Source organism: Chryseobacterium sp. FH2 (genome assembly GCF_001045455.1).
Lineage (GTDB): Bacteria > Bacteroidota > Bacteroidia > Flavobacteriales > Weeksellaceae > Chryseobacterium.
This window is the reverse complement of record NZ_LFNE01000005.1, coordinates 273,067-295,096: the sequence shown is the minus strand read 5'-3', so window position 1 is coordinate 295,096 and position 22,030 is coordinate 273,067. Positions and strand designations below refer to the sequence as shown.

The following is a 22,030-nucleotide window of genomic DNA, read 5'->3' as shown; positions in this document are numbered from 1 at the left end:
TATGAAAAAATTTTTAATTAAAATATCATTTTATATTGTTGGAGTTATTGCTGTTTTACTGTTTTTAGGAACTTATGCAGATGGTAATACAGATGATAATTACAGGCATTTTACCGGGCCTAAACCTTCCAATATGATTTTGGGGGATTCTCGTGGCTCACAGGCTTTAGTTCCTGATGTTTTAGATAAAAAATTTAAAGGCAGAAAGTTTGATAATTTTTCTCTCAACCTTACGGAATCGCCTTATGGAAAGGTATATCTTGAAGCTGTAAAAAAGAAGCTTGATCCCAATACAAAGGATGGTATTTTTATCCTAACCGTTGATCCTTGGAATGTATCTATTGGTAAAGATATAAAAAGCGAAAAAGATTATTCTGAAAATACGTCAGCGTTGGCAGATGTACATTTTTATGATATGGAGCCCAATTATGAGTATCTTTTAAAGCATTATTCCAGGAGTTGGTTTAATATTTTCAGAGAAAGAGAAGCAGTGGTAAGATCTAATACATATTTGCATAAAAACGGATGGATGGAAGTAACTGTTGATGTACATCCTGATACTCTAAAAATAAGAGAAGCCAGTAAGATAAAACAATACGAAAATTTTGTAAAAACTCAAAAATTATCTCGGTATAGATTAGATGCGTTTGAAGATATCATTAAATATCTTAAAAACAGAGGAACAGTTTATATCGTTAGAATTCCTGGTTTTAAGGGTATTATGGATATAGAGAATTTGTATTCCCCTGATTTTAGCAAAACAATTGAGGCTATCGCCAGAAAAAATAATGTAAAATTTTTCGATTTTTCATCACAATATGATAGATACATCTATACAGACGGAAATCATATGTATAAAGAATCCGGAAAAATATTTACGGAACAGATAGCCGATTCTATTCTTTTAAATAAGAAGAAAATGCTAAAATAAATTTTTCCGGAAATTGATATTAAATAAACCTGATCGGATACTGGGATAATCTGTAATAAAATATTTAGCGATCATTCCCCATTTTTTGAAAGGAGAAGCGATGGCAATCTCAAAACTGCGATGCATTCTTCTAATATGGATTTTGACCTCTTCGGGAATGGTTTTTTCATTTTCTGCCCATGTATTTAGTTCTCTCCAAAGTAAAACTCTCGTTGTAGCAGGGTTTATTTTCCCGGAATTTACTTTGGTAATCCGGTTGTCTTCATGTATGCCTCTTACGGCTACAGCCCTGTCTATAATACCTGGATATAGATTAAGGTAATAAGATAGTCTGAATAAGAATTCAGTATCCTGATGAAGCCTTAAATGAGTTTTGAAAAAATGATTCATTTTGTCTAATGATTCCCTCCGTATTGTAAGAGCATCCAGGCTAAACTGTCCAAAAGTCCCTTTCATATGGATTTGCCCCAGAAAAACATCTTTTGGATGGTGCTTTTTATAGACCGTCGTTAGCCGTTCACCAAACATATTATAGTATTGTTCTTTGGCTTTTTCAGAATAATAATGGACACCAATAGCACCATAGACTCCTTCTACATCAGGATTTTTAAAAAGTGTTTTTTCGGCTTCAAATCTGTTGGGAAGATAATAATCGTCTGCGTCCAAGAATGCTATAGTATCACCGGTTGCTTTTTCCAATCCGAGATTTCGGGTTGCTCCGGCACCGTGATTTTCTTTATCAGGATGTTGATAGAGTTTTACTCGATCATATTTTTCAGCCAGTTCCAGGCAAATCTGCAATGCATTGTCAGGCGATTTATCTTCAATTAAAATAACTTCATATACTTCTTCAAACTGTAGTGCAGATTCTACCGCCTGAGAAACATATTTTTCGGCATTATAAACGGGAATGATTACTGATATTTTCATTTAAATAGTTTAGATTTAAATTAATGTATATCTAAAATTTATATTATATAATCCAGATCTGATACTTTGGTAATCAGTAATAAGATATTGGGCTATCATTCCCCATTTTTTGAAAACAGGAGCGATGGCAATCTCAAAACTGCGATGCATTCTTTTGATATGGATTTTGACATTTTCCGGAATAGTTTCTTCATTTTCAGCCCACGTATTCAGTTCCCGCCAAAGTAAAACACGCGTTGCGGCAGGATTTATTTTTCCAGAGTCTACTTTCGTGATTCTGTTATTTTCATGGATGCCTCTTAATGCTACAGCTTTATCATTAATTCCTGTAAAAAGTTGCAGATAATAGGCCAACCTTATTACAAATTCTGAATCCTGATGTAGACGAAGAGATGTTTCAAACATTTTACTCATTTTAGAAAGAGCCGTTTTTCTAATCGTTAAAGCATTGAGGTGGATTAATCCGAAAGTTCCACGCATATTTATCAACCCCAAATAAACATCTTCAGGATTGGTTTTTTTGTATACTGTATCTAATTTCTCTTTATATACATGATAGTATTGCTGTTTTGCCTTCTCTGAATAATATCGTATCCCGGTTGCCCCGTAAACCCCTTCTACACCTGAATTCTTAAACAATTTTTTTTCTGCATCAAATCTGTTGGGTAAGTAATAATCGTCTGCATCCAAAAATGTAATAAAATCTCCGGCGGCTTTTTCAAGTCCTAAATTTCTAGAAGCTCCCGCTCCATGATTTCCTTTGTCCGGATGTTGATAAAGTTTTACTCGATCATGTTTTTCGGCTAATTTCCGGCAAACCTCTAAGGCATTATCCGGAGATTTATCTTCAATTAAAATGACTTCATATACTTCTTCAAACTGAAGAGCTGATTCTACGGCTCGTGAAACATATTTTTCGGCATTATAAACGGGAATAATTACTGATATTTTCATTCTTATCGGTTGAGGTATGTAAAGCGATATTGTGTTTTTAATATTTGAGGATTTTTAATGACTTCCCACAAAATACCGGAGTATTTGTCTAATCCTTTTTTTAAAGACAGGTCAAATGATTTATAGGTTAAGTAAATTTTTCTTTTACATGCTAAGGGCAATTGATTGGAATCTGCCCAATTATATAATGATTTCCATAGAAGTAGCTGTCTCTGATTATATTGTGGTGAATATTTTATAATTTTTGTTATTCTGTTATTATCATGTACTCCTCTTATGGCAACAGCTTTATCTATAATCCCGGATTTTAAATAAGAATGATAGGCTAGTTTTGTGATAAAATCAGAATCCTGATGTACACGAAGGCTTTCGTTGAAGCGAAGATTATTTTTCACTAAAGCTGACTTCCTTATAGTAAGAGCATTCAAATGAAAGAAGGTTCCAAACACTTTAGAGGTTAAACCAAGTAACCCTTTCAAAACGTTTTCACCTTCGGCAGGGAAATTAACGGTAGTTAAGGAAATATTTTTAAATTTATCCTGAAATGCTTTTTTGCCTTTTTCAGATAAATATTCTACACCGATGGCTCCAAAAACACCTTCAATTTTCGCATCTTTGAAAATCTCTTTTTCAGCTTCGAAACGATTGGGAAGATAATAATCATCTGCATCCAAAAAGGATATAAATTCACAGTTTGCTTTTTCAATTCCTAAATTTCTTGTCGCTCCCGCTCCGTGATTTCCTTTATCAGGGTGTTGATATAATTTAATTCTTGAGTCTTTTAAAACCAGTTTTTGACAAATTTCTAATGAATTGTCCGTCGATTTATCTTCAATTAATACAATTTCCTTTACTTCATAAGATTGAAGTGCGGAATCTACAGCTTTTTCCAAAAATTCTGAAGCATTGTAAACGGGTATAATTACAGAGATATTCATGCCTTGCTGTATATTGCGTTTAATTTTTCACTAAAAATAACCGGATCATGATTTTCTTTGATTCTTTCTAATGATTTTTTTGATTTTTCCGGTAATTGTCCGGGATTCGCAAATATATTTTCTAAAACCTTTTCGAGCTCTGCCTTCAACATGCTTTTAAGCTCATCTTTTTGTGCATTTGTAAAGTAAAGAGCTTGTTTTAGACGGTTTTGAGGAAGATGAATGAGCCAGCCACAGTTTTCGTTATTAATTTCCGGCAATGCGCGTATATCTGTCGTAATAACAGGAACGCCTGCTGCCTGCATTTCCAGCACAGAAAAACCATAAGTGTCCGACCAGGTTGGCAGAAGACCAATGTGGGATTTTTTAATGAGCTCTATAACTTGTTCGTTAGGAATATTTTCAAAAATCTCAATCCATTTTTCCTTTTTTAGCGTTTCTTTAGTTTCCTGCGCCTCTTTCTCTGTTACTCTTGTTACGTAATTGTCTGTTTTAAAAGAAGAAATAATGGTAAGCCTAAAGTTATATTTCGGTCTTAATTTTTTTAAAACTTCAACCATTTCTACCCCTCCCTTCAAATGGAATTGTGTTCCAACAAAAATAAAATTGAATGTTTCTATATTTTTGTAAACTTCTTCAGAGTTCCTTGGAATAATTTCTTGTGGAGGATGTATCACCGAAAGTTTTTTTTCTATAATTTCTTTGAATTCAGGATAACTTTTCAAAAGCTCCAGCTGGATATTTGCAGAAGCCTGGGAAATTGAAATAATTCCTAAACAGTTTTTTTTAGAAATCTGTTTAAGGGCATTTTGTGTTTTCTTATTATAAATATGCTGAGGTTCTGTTTTTTGATGATCATTTCTTGTTTCCAAAAATCTGGGAACAAGCGTTTCAAAAGAAGCTACCCATTTTTGAGCAGAATAATTTATGTCATTGTAAAGATGAAGAATATCAATCTTTGGTTTTTGATAAAAGAAAAATTTTCCTTCAAAGTCAATTTTTTTTCGGAGAAAAATTTTTTTTACCGTAGACAATGAATGGAAAAGATTGTTGTTGTTTCGTAAAAAAATATATTCGAATCCGGGAACTTTATCTAAAATGTTCCTTCTGATGGGATAGTCCTTTTTTGTCAGTCCTATTTTCATATTACTGCAAATAATTTTTATTATTTTTAAACCAAAGTGCCAGAATCAATAAATTCCAGTGCTGAAGCTGTTTATTTAGCTTTTTCTGTACTTCATTGAAGTCTAAAAACTCAAAAATATAGCTGTTCTTATTCTCCAGAAGTTCTTTGCTTAGATCCTGTAGTTCAGGTTCTTTAAACCATTCACTCACAGACGCTCCAAAACCGTTTTTTTTACGGGTTGCAATTTCTTCTGTCCAGGCTTGAGAATAGGCTTTTCTTAGTATAATCTTATCTTCGGTTGAATTTAATTTGTACTGCCACGGAAGCTGAATACAAAATTCGGCAAAATCAATATCTAAAAACGGAATTCTTACCTCTACAGAATTATACATGGAAGTTCTGTCACCTTTCAATAACATATTAGCGGGTACGTATTTTTCCAGATCAATTCGCATTAGATCATTAAAATTTTCGTTACTAGGCTTAAAGCTAAAATCCTGCGTGGGAATTTCTTCGCTGATACCTAATTTTTTAATTTCGGAAGCTGTAAAATGATTCCGTACTTTATTCTGATGATAATCTAAGGTATCATTATATTCTGCTCTGTGGCGTCTTTCGGAACCAATATTTTTGAATTTACCGGCTAAAAGAATCATCTTTGAAAGATAATTTGGATAATACCCTTTTTGAGAGAGGTTTATATTATATTTATAGAAGCTGTACCCTCCAAATAACTCATCACCTACATCACCGGAAAGAATTACTTTTAGATCTTTTGAAGCTTCTTTGAAAATAAGATGTGTAGGAAGTAAAGAAGTATCCATAAGCGGTTCATCCATATACGAGTAAACCTCTTGTAAAGTTTCGGAAATTTTTTGTTTCCTATCTAAAAGAATATGATGGTCAGTTTTGTATTTATCTGCAATGGCTTGTGCGTAAGGCATTTCGTTTAAATGACCACTTTCATATCCGTAAACCAAAGTTTTTATATTTGATTTGTATTTTGAAGCTATTGCGACAATTGTACTGGAATCCAGCCCTCCTGAAAGAAAAGAACCTACAGGGACATCGGCTACCAATTGTTTTTCTACAGCGCCTTCTAAAAGATATTTAAATTTTTCAATACTTTCATCTAAACTCAATTTTAACGTTTCAGTGGGAACTTTCCAATAAGGTTTTATTTCAAGTTTCCCATTTTTAAACGTAAGTGTATGGGCAGGTTTAAGGTTGTAAATGTTTTTATAAATGGTTTTGTGAGGATGAATGTAACCGTTTTTTAAATAATAGGCAATTTGTGCCTTATCAATTTCCGGCTTTATTAATCCTGATGCAATGATTGCTTTGATCTCGGAAGCAAAAATGAATTCACCATTTTTTCCGAAAGTATAGTAAAAGGGTTTTTCTCCAAAACGATCTCTCGCACAAAAGAGCTCTTGTTTTTCGTTATCCCAAATAGCAAAAGCAAACATTCCCGGAAGATCATGGATTAAATCTTTCTGTTTTTTCTGATACATGGCAAGAACTACTTCTGTATCTGAACTTCCGTGGTAAGGATAATCAGAATATTGGTCTTTTATAGCTTGGTAACCATAAATTTCGCCATTTAGGACGATACATTCTTTTTTCGTATTAGAAAACATGGGTTGTTTTCCGTTTTCCGATAGATCTATAATAGAAAGTCTGCGATGTCCCAGCGCTGCATTATCATAAAATTCGTGATCCGACGAATCCGGACCGCGATGCGCCATGATATCCGTCATTTTTTGAATTTCACTTTGATAACTTCTAGCATTGTTAGCTATAATTCCAGCTATTCCACACATTTGTTTTTATTTTTTTGAAATTGAGAGGGGAGATATAATGTAAACCTGCCTGCTTTTACAACATTGTAATTTTCCGGATGGCTTACGAATTTTAAAGGTACAATTTCTTTCGGACTGAAAGGATAGTCGTTACTTTCGATATAGATATAATCGTCCGGTGTCTTGCCAACTTTTTTAATGATAAACTGTATGTAATCTTTTAATGTAAAATAATAATAAATAGGAGGTTTTGCATTTAAAATATATAAATAGCCCATCAAATGATTACTTGAATAAATTACATTCTTTTGATTTTCCAGATAGGGGCGAAGGTCTTCTACATCTTTTTTTCTATGCATATCGAGGTACAAATCATGACCGTTGATTTTCACTTTCTCGGTCTGTTCTGTATAAACGAAATCTTTCCAGCCTTTATCATGTATAAATTCAGGATATATAATAAAACAGACTATGAGTGTTAAAACATAAATACTATAAGTTCTTATTTGATATAAATTAATCAGAATTATACTCAGGGCGAGGAAGTAGTATAGTTGGTACATCCCGCCTCTGATGTGAAAATAAAAACCAGATCCGAATGCCATTCCAAAAGGGAGAAAATATAAAACGAGTAAAAATGTTTTCTTTTCTAGAATCTCATTCGTAAGGAAAAACCTATAAATCAAAAGACCTAAAAACACATAAAGTATATGAAGATTATCGTAAAAAAAATACATGATACCTATTGCAATTCCTGATACCAAAAGAATATAATCAAATACATGAATTTTTTTGAGTTTTACAAGGTATTTATTTATTAAAAATAATGATAATGCTAAAGGAACGGCAACAAAACCAATAACAAAAGCAACCCAGTAAAAATAAAAACGGATAGGATGCTGTTTCCTGTGAAAATGTTTATAGATTTTTACATATTCTAACTGCTTTATAAAAGTAGAAAGACTTTCGATAAAGGAGAAATAGAATATAATTCCTAATAAAATTCCTCCTCCGAAAACTAAGACTATACTTTTGCTGCTTTTCCAAAAATTGTAAACTATAAAAGCAGTTATGGGGAATATGGTAATAACATGGGGAACACCGTCAAATATAAAAATACCCAAGAAAAATCCGCATACAACGAGAAAAATTTTCTTTCTGTAAAGCAAAAATAAGACAAGAAATGATATTGTAAGGTTTATAAGTATTGTATTTCCATGATACTGATTTAAAACAACTATTGTAGCACGCCATGTAAGAAAATTAAGACAGATACCAAGCAGTCCGAATAAAAAAGGGGAAATCTTTAATTTATAATATTTTGAAACTAAAAAAAAGAGCAGATATGATGAAAGATTCAGAAGCAGAAAAGTGATAATTCTAAAATGATAAATGTTATCTGTATAGAATACCTGAAAGATTCTGAAATAATTGGTTGCATCTACGGTGAGGACATTTCTAAAATCCCGGAAATGGGCTAAATAATAAGCCTCGTCATTCATGACGAGTCCTTTATCAAAATTGGAGTAGACAAAATATCCCATAAAGAGAGCTCCAAATAAGAAAATGATGCCTATACTGTTCCAATATAACTTTTTCTCCATTTTTGTTTATTTTTTTTCACATTTTATACTAAACCCGGTCGCTAGATTTTTACTCATTGGATGATATTGTAAAAAGAAATCAAGAAATTTGATAGGGAATGTAATTATCATAAAAAATAGATATAAAAATGTATGTAAAGGCTTTATTCCAAAAGATAAAACAAGAGCCAGCCATTCTTGCAGATTCCAGAGCATACCAGATGTAGGACCAACTGGTTTTAAGCTTATTACATCAAAAGCCCTGAATTGATGCTTCATTCCTTCGTATGTGAAACGTTGGAAATCATAAGGGGATGCATGAAAAGGCTGCATGAATGGAATAAAACAGTAAATTTTCCCTCCGGGTTTCATGACTCGATATATCTCAGAGATAACTTTCTGAGGATTAGGAACATGTTCCAATACTGCAATGTTTATAATATAATCTATGCTATTGTCTTTGAACGGAAGTTTTTCTATATCACAAATAATATCTACATTTTCATAGGGAAGCAGATCTACATTAAGGAGCTCATCGCCGAAATCTGAATTTCCACTTCCCAGGTTTAGGGCTGTCATATTTTTACCTTTTATCTCTTTCCTGATTATGCTTTTGGCATCGAAAAAAGGCTGAGGAAAAACAGGACTAATAATTTCTATCAGTAAAGAATAGAGTTTATTAAATTTTTTTATTCTATATTTTATTTTATCTAAAAAATCAGAAACAACTTCTTCCTGCACGGGAATAAAAATATATTTCCCGTTCTTTTCGGTGTATTGATCTTTAAAAATGCGTGTATCTATTTTTTTCATCTTGGTGTTTAATCCTTTTATTTAAAAGACAAAATTACTTTCTTTAATCATTTATCAACCGAATGATCTTTTCCTGATCTTGTTCCGAAAGGCTATGGAAAAGAGGTAACCTTAATAGACAATCTTCAAAATTATCAGAGTTTTCCAATATTCTGCCATCATGCTGATTATTGTAAAATTCGCTTTTATGCAATGAAAGATAATGAAAAACAGCTAATACATCATTTTTTTTAAGCTTCTCTATAAGCAATGTTCTATCCTCAATTGAGTTGAAAATAAGATAAAACATATGTGCATTATTGGTTGCATAATGAGGAATTGTGGGTAATGAGAATCCCGGATTATCTTTTAGATTCTCATGATATACATTCCATATTTCCAGTCTTTTCTTTTGGATTTCCTCTAAATTTTCCAGTTGTGCCCACAAAAATGCCGAAATAATCTCACTTGGAAGGAAAGATGAGCCGGTATCCACCCATCCGTATTTGTTAATTTCCCCACGGAAAAACTGAGAACGGTTAGTTCCCTTCTCCCAAATTATTTCTGCTCGGTCAATGTATTTTTCATCGTTTATAGTAAGCATTCCTCCTTCACCGGAAATAATATTTTTAGTTTCATGAAATGAAAAAGCTCCCATATGACCAATACTTCCAAGGGCTTTTTTTGTGCCATCAGAAAAGATATAAAAACTATCTATAGCCTGTGCAGCATCTTCTATTACAATAAGATTATATTTATTTGCAATTGCCATAATCTTTTCCATATCGCAGGCAACTCCAGCGTAATGAACGACAACAATTGCTTTAGTTTTTGGAGTAATTAAAGATTCTATCTTATCTGCATCTATGTTAGGATTATCATTATAAGAATCTGCAAAGATTATTTTAGCCCCCTGCCTTACAAAGGCCAATGCGGTAGATACAAAAGTATAACTTGGAATAATTATTTCATCATCTTTTTCTATATTGGCAAGAATGGCGCACATTTCAAGTGCATCTGTACAAGACGTTGTAAGCAAAACTTTCTTAAAGCCATATTTGTCTTCAAAAAATTTTTGACATTTTTGTGTGAAAATTCCGTTTCCTGAAATTTTCCCGGATGCTACAGCTTCCTCGATATATTTAGTTTCTTTTCCTGTCAGATAAGGTTTGTTAAAAGGGATCATTTTTCCAATAATGTTTGATAGTTATTTCATCTTTTATATCATAGCCTTGTTTTTTATAGAAAGAACAAGCCTGTATGTTTTCTTTTTGTGTAGGAATTTCCAAATGGGTAATTCCACTTTCTATGCAGAATTGTTCTGCTTTATTTAATAGTTTTTTTCCAAATCCTTTTCCCTGAAATTGCGGATGTGTAGCGATAAGCCCGATTTTTCCCAAAGTATCATACTTTTGTACAGTGACAAAGCCTATAGCTTTTTCACCCTCTTCCAGATAGAAAGTTTTTACAGCAAATTTCTTATTAAGGCTATTAATAATCCACATGTCATAGAGCTCTCTGAATTTTGTTTCGCCAAAGTTTTTATCCAATAAAAACCGGCTCATTTTTCCACTTTCATATGCTAAATCTTTGAAAAAATCTATGCTTTTCTCTGTATCATCAGTATCTTTTACAGACTCTAAATCAGAATAACGCGTATTATTCAAAGATTTTATAAAGTTGACTTTGGTTTCTTTAAATGAAAGATCATAATCCGCTAAATTTATATCAAAATCAGAGGGCTGCTTAATTACAATAAGATCGTAATTGTCAGAAAGATCAACATTTTCGTTATTATTATTTAACGTAATATCTCCGATTTTCTTTTTAAAAAAATCGCTGTCCCATTGTAAAAAATTAATTTTCATAAGCTTCATCAATTAAAAATACGGGTCTGTTTTTAGTTTGGTTAAAAGTTTTTCCTAAGTAAATTCCTACAATTCCGATACAGCTTATTACAACACCCGATAAGAACCAGATTGATAATATGATGGAGCTGAAACCGGGTTCCGTAATCTTTCCCTGAAAATAATTTAGGGCAAAATACCCAGCTACAAGAATAGAAAGCAAGGAAATAGTGGCGCCAAAACCAACGAAAATCTTTAAAGGCTTATCTGAAAATGAAATAATTACATTAAAAGCCAATGAAATAAGACGTGATAAACTGTAAGCTGATTTTCCTTCCTCTCTTGATGCATGTTCTACGGGGACTGTCGTGCTGTTATAGCCGACCCACTTTACAAATAACGGGAAAAACTTTATATTATCATTAATATTTAAAATAGACCGGACAACTTTTCTTTTATATATACCAAAATTTGCTATTTCGTTATTGATCTCTATTCCGGCAAGGTAATTAAATATTTTATAGAATATCTTCGAACTTAATTTCTTTAAAGGAGAGTCCATTCGGATTTCTCTTCTTGCAAGCACCACATCGTAGCCCTCCAATCCTTTTTTGTAGAGCTTTTCTATTTCTTTGGGTTGATCCTGCATATCGCAATCCATTACGATAATCCAGTCACCATTCGCTTTTGTAAGACCAGCCATGATAGTAGCATGTTGCCCAAAATTGCGGCTGAGCCGGAAAACTTTTAAATTGGGATTATTAGGCATGAGAGACCGCATTATTTCCCAAGAATTATCAGGACTTCTGTCGTCTACCAGGATAATTTCGTATTCCTCTCCGATTCTAGCCATTACAGAATTAATTTCTGATACTAGCGTAGGAAGAATTTTTTCTGCACGATAAACAGGGCTTACAATACTAATCATTTGTGAAATAAATTTTTGTAAATATAATGATTTTATGAACTTTCAAGGCTATATTTATTATCTTTTGGATATCAGAGATATGAGATTATTATCATCAATGATGTATATCTCCTTATTAAAAATAAAAGGTTTTAATTTATTGTAATTTGCTTTTGATATGATAAGAGGATGGTTGGGCATTCTGTATAAATTAGAATTATAATCCGAATATGTTTTCTTGTTTGCGGGAAAATTGGTAAGCCAGCCAAAAAAAACAAATTTCCTGTCCGGATTCTCAAAAGCACTTCTGCCTATTAGATAATAATTTGATGTTGGATCAACTAAATAGATCTTATTTTTAGGAAGCTGCTTTTCAATTTTACGGATATTATCTTGAGCCCTGTCAGCAAAAAATGTTGTTTTTCTTACATCTCTAACCTGAAATAATAAAAATATTGATAATGAAGCTGTTAGAAAAACAGATAATGACTTTGATTTATTGGTATTTAACGATTTTAAATAGAGAAATACTAGACAGAAAAGAGTAGGGTACAGTATTCTGTATTGTACCATGTTAGCATATCTCACGGTTATTAAAATCATTGCAATATGTAAAAGTATTGCGGCTGCAATTCGGTATCTTCTCGTTATTAAACTTATCAGCAAAAATACTGTAATTGCAATTGAATAGGCTGTTACATAAGAATAAATGAAATTTATTGACGAGCCCATCGAGGTGTGATTTTCCTTTGAATAAGCTGTTAATTTTTTAAGCTTTTCTACCGTGAAGTTTTCTGTAAAAACATAATTCTGTAAAAGAAAACGATCTTCGGCATTCAGTTTTAAATCCTGAACTAAATGTTTGTCATTTAAGTTGATATTGAGGTTATTGGTAACAGAACCACGAGCTTTATTGTAATCATAATAGTTTTTCCAGTCCTGATTATTTTTATAATTAAGCTGATTAATCAAAAATGCACCCATGATTAGTATTCCTCCAATTATTCCTACTTTTAAGCTTAACTTTTTTCTCAGATGAAATAAAAAAGTAATAAACAATATAGGATATGTGAAGAAAAACATCTCAAATCGAATAAGAGAAGATAAAAGCATCAGTAATATGGAAAAAGCCAATAGTTTCCGGTTATCATGAGTAAGTCCGTATATTTGCAAAATCACAGCAGAAATAGCCAGGAAACCGGATGTGTAACTGAACTGTAGCCTTGAAAAAAAATATAATAGACTCAGATTTATTATCGTTAAAAATAATCTCTTAGTATCAGTCTCATACCTTGTAATACAATATAAATTGGAAAAAAAAACGGTGATAATCAGTGAAATATGCATTACGGAATACCATTCTATTCCCGAAATATGAATGTACAGGAATTTTAGAATAAAGCCAACGATAATGTTAATGAATACCAAATGAGACTCCGGCTGGCCGGTAAAGTATCCGTTAGCAATAAGCTTCATGATGACATCATCATTTTGTTCGAAGACCGTAGGATAAAAAATAAAGTAAGATAGTAAGAAAATGATACTTATCACAAAGCATGCTACCCGAGAAGACATTACCTGAAGACTATTATTAATTAAATTATTTCTGAACATAAACTATAAATAAGTGGTATACAACTTTTTCAAATACTCTTCCGGAGAAGTTCCCTCAAAAAAAACTTTTGTTCCCTCTTCAAAATCTATATCATAAAAAGCGCCTTCATCTATTACTTCGTATAATGCTTTTTTATTCAGGTGTTTTTCTAAAGGAGTAATAACTTCTTCTAATGAGAATTGATAGGGATATACGAGATTGTAGATTTTGTTTTCTATAATTTCTATATTTTGATTAATAAAAAGTGCTACATCATCTACTCCTATAAAAACTCTTCTTGCTTTGCTGTGAATTTGAATTTTTTTATCTGTTTCAATGGAATTCTTGAGGAAATTAATTAAAGTGTTCATATTTCCACCTTTTCCTACAGCATTTCCCACTCTGAAAATTGCATATGTATGACAATTTTCAGCGATTAATTTTTCCGCATTAAGTTTATGAAGAACATAAGGACTTTCTGATTTTGAAGAATCATAGATGCTACAGGTTGAAAAATAAATTAATTTTTTTCCAGGGTGTTCTTTAATCGTCAAATTCAGGAGATTGATTTCCCGCTCAAATTCAGATGCTCTGTTTTCTAATGAATTAGAAACTCCTGAAGCGAAAAAAACCACATTTTCTATATCAAAATCTTTTATTGCGTTTGCTAAAACACCATTTCCTATAATCATTTGTAAATCGTTTTTTCAAAAGTTGAATATTTATCTTTCACGGGAACTTTTTGAGAAAGATATAATCTAAATAAATTTTAAAGATAATTTTTCAGGGCAAAGTACCTGTATCTCGTTTTAAGGAGTTTGGGCTCCGTTAAAGAATATAACGCATAAGAAACATATTTATTAACTCCTGATTTTGCGGCAACTTTCGCACACAAATGCTTTAGTTTAAATAGTTCTACAGCTTCCCGAGGTATTCCTTGCTGCTTTCTTGCCCAAGTAAATAATGAATAATATAGTTTTTCCTGGTTATTGTAATATGTTTTTGATTTATTCTGTACCGATGAAAACGTGTTATTTTCATGCCCTGTTCTTATGGCAACTGCCTTGTCTATAAACCCGGATTTAAGATGGCAATGATAAGAAAGCTTTACAATAAAATCTCTGTCCTCGTGCATTTTTAAGCTTTCATTAAGGCGTAGCTTTGGATTCTCAATAGCTTTTTTTCTTAAAGTGGTAGCAATAAGCGAGAAGAAAGTACCAAAAGCAAGATTTATTTGTGACAACCCATAAAAAACGTCTAAGCCTTCAGCGGGGTGATTAACTGTCGTTAATCCGGTATCATTAATTACGGAAAGGTATTTCTTCTTCCCGGCTTCGGTCACAAATTCTACCCCTATTGCTCCAAAAATACCATCGATTTCAGGATTTTTAAAGTATTTTCTTTCTGCATCAAACCGATTGGGCAAATAAAAATCATCTGCATCCAGAAAAGCAATAAACTCTTGAGAGGCCAGATCCATCCCTAAATTACGGGTAGCGGAAACTCCATGATTTTTTTTATCAGGATGTTGTAAGAATGTTACAATACTGTATTTCTCTGCAACTTCTTCACAAATTTTCAAAGATCCATCGGTAGATCCGTCGTCTATTAATAAAATTTCTTTTACTTCAGAGAATTGTAACGCGGAGAGTACTGCTTTTTCTATAAAAGCGGCAGCATTGTATACTGGTATGATTACAGATATTGTCATTGGTCAAGCAGCTTAATATGTGTTTTCCTCCTTAAAAACCTCAAGATATTGTCTTCCATATCTTCTGTCGGGCTCCATATAATTGCCTTCAGCCCATTCATTCCATGATTTAATGAAAATAATTCTTTCTTCCTCAGGCTTATCCTTTACTAAATTTAATGCATCTTTTACATGTTGTCTGAAAAGCTCAGGGTTAGAATCATGGAGGACAAGTGTTTTTCCCTTACTCCTTGGGGAATGATCCCAATTGGGGAACAAAGTAGGAATCACATTTTTATTTTTAGACTCTTCACCCAATAAAACTTTTATGGCATCCTTATATTCATATTTAGGAATGTCTTTAGAAATCTTTTTCAGCTTATATTCTAATTTTTCCCTGATGCTGAGTTTTGGTTTTGGCAATTGTCTTTGCACTTCATTCATACGAACTACGTTTACAGCATCTAAACCTAAATCCAAAATTTCCTGATACCTTCTGTAATCAAAAAGATGACCTACAAAATAAATTCCCTCAAGACCATTTTCGATTGCAAGCCTATTCCACAAATCTATGAAAAGCTTTATATCCGGAATATCAAATGCCTTATAAATGATAAATAATGGTTTGTTATTAACTTTTATATATCTTTTGTCTTTGAAAGCCGGCAGCACTTCATAAAAATGTTTGGTATAGTCTTCAACGCCAGGATAGACCTGTTCTGCAAGAATTTGATTGTCAAGACCATGCCAGATGCCTTTCCATGTTTCATTGGCCCATGCAAGACAAAAGGGAAAATCAGGCTTTTCACTTTCAAGAACTTCTTTGAAAACTCTTTCTAAAATTCTTTTGCCGTTTCCAAACCAATAATGCCAGTAGCAAAAGCCTTCGATTCCATGTTCTCTTGCTAAATCAGCCTGTTTTTCCCGAACTTCAGGGATACGAAGATCGTAAAAACCTAATTCACTAGGTAAATTGGGCTGATGATGTCCGGGAAATAATGGTTTTGCTTTGGTAACGTTTGTCCATTCTGTAAAACCTTTTTCCCACCATTCATCATTTTCAGGAATAGGATAGTATTGTGGTAAGTAAAATGCAATTGTTCTGGATTTTGTTTTCATTCATTCATTTTTTGTAAATTATTTTCTAATATTCTTTACCAGTTTCCATGATACATATTCTGGAGAAAAAGCAAAGTACTGTAAGTGGGCTTTCTTACATTTTTCAAAATTAATTTTTCCTTAAGTGTTTTGTTTTCCAGTTTTCTCAGGTATTCTTTGTGTCCTTCAGTTAAACTGTTTTTTTTGTAAGCTTCATGAATTATCTGCATTATTTTGTGCTTCATCAGGGGGTGCTCTTTATGCTTTAAATAAATTGCAAAAAAAGATTCGTTTAAAAAATTTTTCTTTTTATGTGAGTTTGTTGCATGAATTCTATAGCGGCAGGATTTAGAGTTATCATAAATAAAATCATATTTTTGACTCAGTCTTAGCCACATATCATAATCTTCAAAACTTAAGCTTTCATCCCATCCTCCAATCTCCTTTACAATGGCAGATTTGATAAGGCAAGACATTGCGGGAATAAAATTATCCTTGATTAATGTCTCATAAAAATTCCCTGATTCAAGATTCAAATATTTATGAAAATAAGGAATAAAAGTATTTTGATAGAGTGCGGAATTATCATCTATTAAATAAGCATTTGAAAATACAAGTACTTCATGAGATGCCGAATTTTCTAAGAGTATCACATGTTTTTCTATTTTATCGCGCTCCAATAAATCATCCAGTGCCAAAGTAAGAATATATTTACCTTTTGACTGATGTAGTAATTCATTCAGAGATTTACAGATACCCTGATTTTGAGTATGCCTGATAAAATGGATATTCAGATGTGAATTGTTTTCAGCCCAATTATTTATAACTTCTACTGAATTATCTTTAGAACTGTCATCACAAATCAGTATTTCGATATTACTGTAGCTCTGGGACTTTATACTTTCTAAAGATTCCACTACAAATTGTGCATGATTATAGCTAAGGCATAAAATCGAAACCAATGGTAAGTCTGTCATACTATTACTTTATTGAATTTCAAAAGCAGAATCTTAAAATTCAAACTTTTTTAATAAACTCGATATATTTTCTAAAACCTGTTTAAAACTTCTATTACTTTTTGAATTTCTTCCTCTTCCATTACCGGGGAAATGGGTAAACTCAAAACCTCCTGATGTATTTTTTCACTGATAGGTAAAGGTAGCATTTCCCACTCTTTGTATGCCTCTTGTTTATGGGGCGGAATAGGATAGTGAATAAGAGTCTGAATACCATGTTCTGTAAGATAAGCCTGAAGCTCTTCTCTTTTTTCTGAACGAATTACGAAAACGTGCCATACATGTTCTTTTTCAGCTTCAGGATTTTCAGGAAGAATAATTTTTGGATTTAAAATATCGCTGATATAGCGTTTTGCAATATTTCTTCTGATATTATTTTCTTTGTCGATATATTTTAATTTTACATCTAAAACTGCAGCTTGAATTTCGTCTAACCTTGAATTTAAGCCTTTGTAAATATTCACATATTTTTGATTAGAACCATAATTGGCCAATGCTCTTATTGTTTTATTAAGCTTCTCATCATTCGTCGTGATTGCACCGGCATCTCCTAATGCTCCTAGATTTTTACCGGGATAAAAACTGAAACCTGCCGCATCCCCTAAATTCCCGGATTTTAATCCGTTCCACTCGGCTCCTATTGCCTGAGCATTATCTTCAATGATTTTTAATGTATGCTTCCCGGCTAATTTTTTCAGTTCTTCTGAAAAAATAATTCTTCCATAAAGATGCACTATTAAAATGGCCTTTGTTTTCGGTGTTATTTTTTCTTCTATTTTGGAGATATCAATATTATATGTTTTGGTATCCGGTTCTACTAAAACAGGAATTAATCCGTTGTCAGAGATAGCAAGAATAGATGCAATATATGTATTTGAAGGAACTATCACTTCATCTCCGGGATTCATGAATCCCAGCTCAATATAAGCGCGAAGTATTAAACGAAGAGCGTCCAGCCCGTTCGCAACTCCGATAGCATGTTTAGAGCCAATATAATTTGAAAGGTTTTTCTCAAAATGGGTCAATTCACCCCCCATAAGATACCATCCCGAACGAAAAACTTCTAAAAGTTTCCTTTCAATTTCTTCTTGGTGCTGTAGATTAATTTTTTGTAAATCAAGGAACTTAATCATGAAAATAAATTTTTTATTTTTTTATTCAATGGTTTTTCTATGCATTCAAAAGCAAATATACTTGTAATAAGTGTAATGATAAACATTTCTGCGGCATATGGAATACCCTTGAGATGAATACCGGTAAAACCGTTGAGTTTATTTGTATATGTTAATACTAAATAGTGAATGAGATAGAATCCGAAACTAATCTCACCTAAATATACGAGCCATCTCCACGAAAGGGACTTCGATATCCAGGTTGTATTTTCTTTGAAAATAAAAGAGCCGGATGCACCTAAAATAATCATACACATTGGGAGCCAGTAATAAATGGAAAACCGGTAACTAATAGGTAGACTATTATGAAAAATGAAAAATATTACTAAAGTGGCAATACCTCCTATTTCAAGAAAATTGAATAAGTTTTGGTTTAAATTTTGTTTTTTCTTTTTAAGATAAAGGACTATATCGAATAAAAGAATTCCTAAAAGGAAATCAAAAATCCGGATAAATGGTGATATGTATAACCAATAGTGAAGCTTGCTTTCGTCAATTAAAATAGAGTTCAATAATAGTATAAACGCTACAAATGTAATGATTAGTATGATTTTAAAAACTTTAGGTAAATTATATACGATAATGATTAAGGCCGGAAATAAAGCATAAAAAAACATTTCATCTGAAATACTCCACGATGGGGCATTATATGAAAAAAAAACTTTGTCATCAGGAATGTAGCTTTGGATTAATAAAACATTATACAGCAAAATTTTGAAGCTGCTGTAAAAAGCAGGAATAGAAGCAAGCATCGTTATAAAATACAGAGGATAAATTCTTGCAAACCTTGCGATGTAGAATTTTCTAAGCGTAATTGTTTTATTAACAAATTTATCTCTGTAATTAAGTGCAAGTATAAATCCGCTTAATATGAAAAAGAAACTTACTCCCAAAAAGCCTTCTGAAAAAATACCCTCAAATATACCTTTATAATTTTCGTCCTGTTTTAAGTAAGACAAATGACTTAAAAAGACAAAGAAAGCAAAAAAGAATCTTAAGGAAGTTAAGGGTTTGATCATTTTTTCACAAATTTATCATTCACAAATTGATGTAAAACACCTTCTTTATCGATCATATTCAGATCTAATATTTTACCTTCGGACGAAATATAGCCTTTTTGCTTAGCAGGGTTTCCAAACCAGACAGTGTTTGCCGGAACATCCTTTGTGATAACGCTTCCGGCGCCTATCAATGCATTTTCTCCTATCGTGTTTCCTGCAACAATTGTGGAATTGGCACCAATAGATGCTCCTTTTTTTACTAAAGTTTTAGCGAACTCAAGAGGATATTGTTTAGATCTTGGGATAAGGTCGTTTGTAAATGTAACATTAGGTCCCACAAACACATTGTCTTCTAATATTACCCCATCCCAAATCTGTACTCCGGGTTTGATGGTCACATTATCTCCAATTGATACATCATTCTCAATAAAGACGTTACAATTAATATTACAGTTTTTCCCAATTTTAGCATTTTTTAAAACAACACAAAATTGCCAAATAGTAGTTCCCTCACCAATATTCTCAGTTTGTACGTCAGCTAGGTTGTGAACATTATATTTCATTTTGTAATTTTAAGAAGGTTTCATAATTTCTGATATAATCTTCTTCATTATAATGATGTGAAGCCAAAACCAGGCAAATAGCCCCTGAAGAAAAATTAATTTCAGAAGCCCAGATTCCCGGAGGGATATGTAAGCCTGTATCAGGACGATTAAGAAAAACCTGTCTTTTAAATTTTCCGTCATCTAAAGAGACTTCAAAACTTCCACTGGCAGCGATCAGGAATTGATGGCATTCTTTATGGGAATGGGCTCCCCGGCTTTCTCCGCCAACAATATCATACAGGTAAAAAATTCTTTTTACATCAAAAGGAAAATTAGAGTTATTTTCAACTACAGTGAGATTTCCTTCATCAAAGCTTATTTTTCCTAAATCTATAACGCTACAGTCAAATACAGAGGGGTTATTTTTCATGCGCAAGTTTTTTAAATTCTTCAAAATCCCTAATGTAGTCTCCCTCGTTATAATTGTGATCGGAAACTATTAATGCCAATGAATTTGTGGAAAAGTTTTCCAACTTTCTCCAATACATTTTAGGAATATATAAACCATAATAAGATCTGTTGAGTGAGAATGTTTTCTCCTCTTTCCCATCATGTATAATAACATCAAAGCTTCCTGAAAGAGCAATAATAAACTCTTGTTGTTCTTTAAAAGCATGGCTGCCTCTTGTTTCTCCCCCCGGCACATCATAGATCCAATATGTTCTTTTTATTTCAAAAGGGAGATTGGAAGGATGCTGAAAAAAGGAAAGATTTCCTCTTTTGTCATATATTTTTGGAAGTTCAATTATTTTTGGAATCATGGTGTCTGTATTTTATATTCAAAATGGGGTCTTGTGACACCCGGGTAGACATGTATTTTGTTACCTACCTTTACATTTTCAACTTCAAACCCAATAAAATTATCAATCCCATACAGAAGAACAGTCTGATCTTTACCAAAATATAATTTGAAATAATAATTTCCTGCATTGAGTAAACCTGCGGGAATGTCATATTCTACCGTATATTCTCCTATTTCCGAGTTGTTGTTGCTTGCCGGAAATGCTCCGACATGGAAAATAACCAATTCTTCGTAACTTCTTAATTCAAAGGTTGTATCGAGCGTTATGTCAGGGCAGAAATTTTGAAAAACTAGCTTTACATGAACTCCAGAATCTATATCTATCAGTTCTCCTTTAATTGGGCTGACTGAGAACTCCTTAATTTTAATATTTTCGTTTCCTAACGCTTCATTAATGTTACCGTTATAATGATAAGAAGTTGCCGTTGTGCTGCTTCTTTGATACTCTATAATGGTGTCCAACATGTTTCCCTGATAAAGAAGTGAACCTTGGTTTAATAAAATACCTTTGTTGCAAAGTTCTTTTATAGCGGTCATATTATGACTTACAAAAAGAATTGTTCTTCCTTCTCCTTTGGTAACATCATTCATTTTACCCAGACATTTTTTTTGAAAATCTGCATCCCCGACTGCTAAAACTTCATCCACAATTAAAATTTCAGATTCTAAATGGGCTGCGACAGCAAATGCGAGGCGTACATACATTCCAGAAGAATATCTTTTTACCGGCGTATCAATATATCTTTCAACACCGGAAAAAGCAACAATCTCATCAAATTTTCTTGTAATTTCTTTTCTGGTCATTCCCAGAATTGCACCATTAAGGTAAACATTTTCACGACCGGTCATTTCCGGGTGAAAACCCGTTCCCACTTCTAATAATGAAGCAATCCTTCCATTGGTGTGGATTGTCCCGGTTGTAGGTTTTGTGACTTTACTCAAGAGCTTGAGCAAAGTGGATTTTCCGGCACCATTTCTTCCTATAATTCCTACTGCATCACCTTGTTGAATTTCAAAATTGATATCACGAAGGGACCAGACATAATCAGAATTACCTTTGGTTGTTCTGTCATTGGCTTCGCCTATTTTCAAGTAAGGGTCTTCTTTTCCTCTTACTCTATGCCAGAATCTGTTTAAGTCATGAGAAAGTGTCCCTGTTCCGACTTGCCCTAAACGGTATTGTTTTGATATGTTTTCTGCTTTTAAAGCTAGCATGTTTTTTAAATTTTAATTTTATCAAGT

22 protein-coding genes are annotated in these 22,030 nt (G+C 32.7%); 1 reads left to right on the top strand and 21 read right to left on the bottom strand.

Annotated elements, in window-relative coordinates; genetic code table 11:
* Position 1 precedes the first annotated feature (1 nt).
* Positions 2-931, top strand: coding sequence for a hypothetical protein (locus ACM39_RS10420; protein ID WP_228377098.1), 930 nt, complete (start codon positions 2-4; stop codon positions 929-931).
* Here ACM39_RS10420 and ACM39_RS10415 read toward each other — a convergent pair.
* The 21 genes from ACM39_RS10415 to ACM39_RS10315 form a co-directional block, all read right to left on the bottom strand.
* Complete coding sequence (locus ACM39_RS10415; RefSeq protein WP_048510963.1) at positions 923-1,861, bottom strand: glycosyltransferase family 2 protein; 939 nt, start codon at positions 1,859-1,861, stop codon at positions 923-925. The two genes, ACM39_RS10420 and ACM39_RS10415, sit on opposite strands and share 9 nt — an antisense overlap.
* 15 nt (positions 1,862-1,876) lie before the next feature.
* Positions 1,877-2,815, bottom strand: coding sequence for a glycosyltransferase family 2 protein (locus tag ACM39_RS10410; RefSeq protein ID WP_048510962.1), 939 nt, complete (start codon positions 2,813-2,815; stop codon positions 1,877-1,879).
* 2 nt (positions 2,816-2,817) lie between these two features.
* Positions 2,818-3,753, bottom strand: coding sequence for a glycosyltransferase family 2 protein (locus tag ACM39_RS10405; protein WP_048510961.1), 936 nt, complete (start codon positions 3,751-3,753; stop codon positions 2,818-2,820).
* Complete coding sequence (locus ACM39_RS10400; protein ID WP_048510960.1) at positions 3,750-4,898, bottom strand: glycosyltransferase family 4 protein; 1,149 nt, start codon at positions 4,896-4,898, stop codon at positions 3,750-3,752. The genes ACM39_RS10405 and ACM39_RS10400 overlap by 4 nt, the downstream gene beginning before the upstream one ends.
* Position 4,899: 1 nt before the next feature.
* Positions 4,900-6,702: an asparagine synthase (glutamine-hydrolyzing) gene (gene asnB / locus ACM39_RS10395; RefSeq protein WP_048510959.1), complete on the bottom strand. Its 1,803-nt coding sequence runs from the start codon at positions 6,700-6,702 to the stop codon at positions 4,900-4,902.
* The gene (locus ACM39_RS10390; RefSeq protein WP_131701440.1) at positions 6,690-8,285 is read right to left on the bottom strand and encodes a hypothetical protein; all 1,596 of its coding nucleotides are present in this window, start codon (positions 8,283-8,285) and stop codon (positions 6,690-6,692) included. Before ACM39_RS10390 ends, asnB begins: the two co-directional genes overlap by 13 nt.
* Positions 8,286-8,291: 6 nt before the next feature.
* Positions 8,292-9,077 (bottom strand): class I SAM-dependent methyltransferase, encoded by a 786-nt coding sequence (locus ACM39_RS10385; RefSeq protein ID WP_048510957.1) that lies wholly within the window; start codon positions 9,075-9,077, stop codon positions 8,292-8,294.
* 43 nt (positions 9,078-9,120) lie between these two features.
* Positions 9,121-10,242: a dTDP-4-amino-4,6-dideoxygalactose transaminase gene (rffA, locus tag ACM39_RS10380; RefSeq protein WP_048510956.1), complete on the bottom strand. Its 1,122-nt coding sequence runs from the start codon at positions 10,240-10,242 to the stop codon at positions 9,121-9,123.
* A complete protein-coding gene (locus ACM39_RS10375) occupies positions 10,229-10,924 on the bottom strand; it encodes a GNAT family N-acetyltransferase (protein WP_165585112.1) in 696 nt (231 codons plus the stop codon). Before ACM39_RS10375 ends, rffA begins: the two co-directional genes overlap by 14 nt.
* Positions 10,914-11,831, bottom strand: coding sequence for a glycosyltransferase family 2 protein (locus tag ACM39_RS10370; RefSeq protein WP_048510954.1), 918 nt, complete (start codon positions 11,829-11,831; stop codon positions 10,914-10,916). The genes ACM39_RS10375 and ACM39_RS10370 overlap by 11 nt, the downstream gene beginning before the upstream one ends.
* A 57-nt stretch (positions 11,832-11,888) precedes the next feature.
* Positions 11,889-13,424, bottom strand: coding sequence for a hypothetical protein (locus tag ACM39_RS10365; RefSeq protein ID WP_131701439.1), 1,536 nt, complete (start codon positions 13,422-13,424; stop codon positions 11,889-11,891).
* Positions 13,425-13,427: 3 nt separating this feature from the next.
* Complete coding sequence (locus tag ACM39_RS10360) at positions 13,428-14,096, bottom strand: NAD-dependent epimerase/dehydratase family protein (protein WP_048510952.1); 669 nt, start codon at positions 14,094-14,096, stop codon at positions 13,428-13,430.
* A gap of 77 nt (positions 14,097-14,173) precedes the next feature.
* Positions 14,174-15,115, bottom strand: coding sequence for a glycosyltransferase family 2 protein (locus tag ACM39_RS10355; RefSeq protein ID WP_053073320.1), 942 nt, complete (start codon positions 15,113-15,115; stop codon positions 14,174-14,176).
* 12 nt (positions 15,116-15,127) lie between these two features.
* A complete protein-coding gene (locus tag ACM39_RS10350) occupies positions 15,128-16,213 on the bottom strand; it encodes a glycoside hydrolase family 99-like domain-containing protein (protein ID WP_048510951.1) in 1,086 nt (361 codons plus the stop codon).
* Positions 16,214-16,248: 35 nt separating this feature from the next.
* Positions 16,249-17,169 (bottom strand): glycosyltransferase, encoded by a 921-nt coding sequence (locus ACM39_RS10345; RefSeq protein WP_048510950.1) that lies wholly within the window; start codon positions 17,167-17,169, stop codon positions 16,249-16,251.
* A 71-nt stretch (positions 17,170-17,240) separates the two neighbouring features.
* The gene (locus tag ACM39_RS10340) at positions 17,241-18,341 is read right to left on the bottom strand and encodes a DegT/DnrJ/EryC1/StrS family aminotransferase (protein ID WP_048510949.1); all 1,101 of its coding nucleotides are present in this window, start codon (positions 18,339-18,341) and stop codon (positions 17,241-17,243) included.
* Positions 18,338-19,399, bottom strand: coding sequence for an acyltransferase family protein (locus ACM39_RS10335; RefSeq protein ID WP_048510948.1), 1,062 nt, complete (start codon positions 19,397-19,399; stop codon positions 18,338-18,340). Before ACM39_RS10335 ends, ACM39_RS10340 begins: the two co-directional genes overlap by 4 nt.
* Complete coding sequence (locus tag ACM39_RS10330) at positions 19,396-19,944, bottom strand: acyltransferase (protein WP_048510947.1); 549 nt, start codon at positions 19,942-19,944, stop codon at positions 19,396-19,398. Before ACM39_RS10330 ends, ACM39_RS10335 begins: the two co-directional genes overlap by 4 nt.
* The gene (locus tag ACM39_RS10325) at positions 19,934-20,356 is read right to left on the bottom strand and encodes a sugar 3,4-ketoisomerase (RefSeq protein WP_048510946.1); all 423 of its coding nucleotides are present in this window, start codon (positions 20,354-20,356) and stop codon (positions 19,934-19,936) included. Before ACM39_RS10325 ends, ACM39_RS10330 begins: the two co-directional genes overlap by 11 nt.
* Positions 20,346-20,747: a sugar 3,4-ketoisomerase gene (locus ACM39_RS10320; RefSeq protein WP_048510945.1), complete on the bottom strand. Its 402-nt coding sequence runs from the start codon at positions 20,745-20,747 to the stop codon at positions 20,346-20,348. Before ACM39_RS10320 ends, ACM39_RS10325 begins: the two co-directional genes overlap by 11 nt.
* Entirely contained in the window at positions 20,744-22,003 is a 1,260-nt protein-coding gene (locus ACM39_RS10315; RefSeq protein WP_048510944.1) for an ABC transporter ATP-binding protein, read from the bottom strand. The genes ACM39_RS10320 and ACM39_RS10315 overlap by 4 nt, the downstream gene beginning before the upstream one ends.
* Positions 22,004-22,030: the final 27 nt, after the last annotated feature.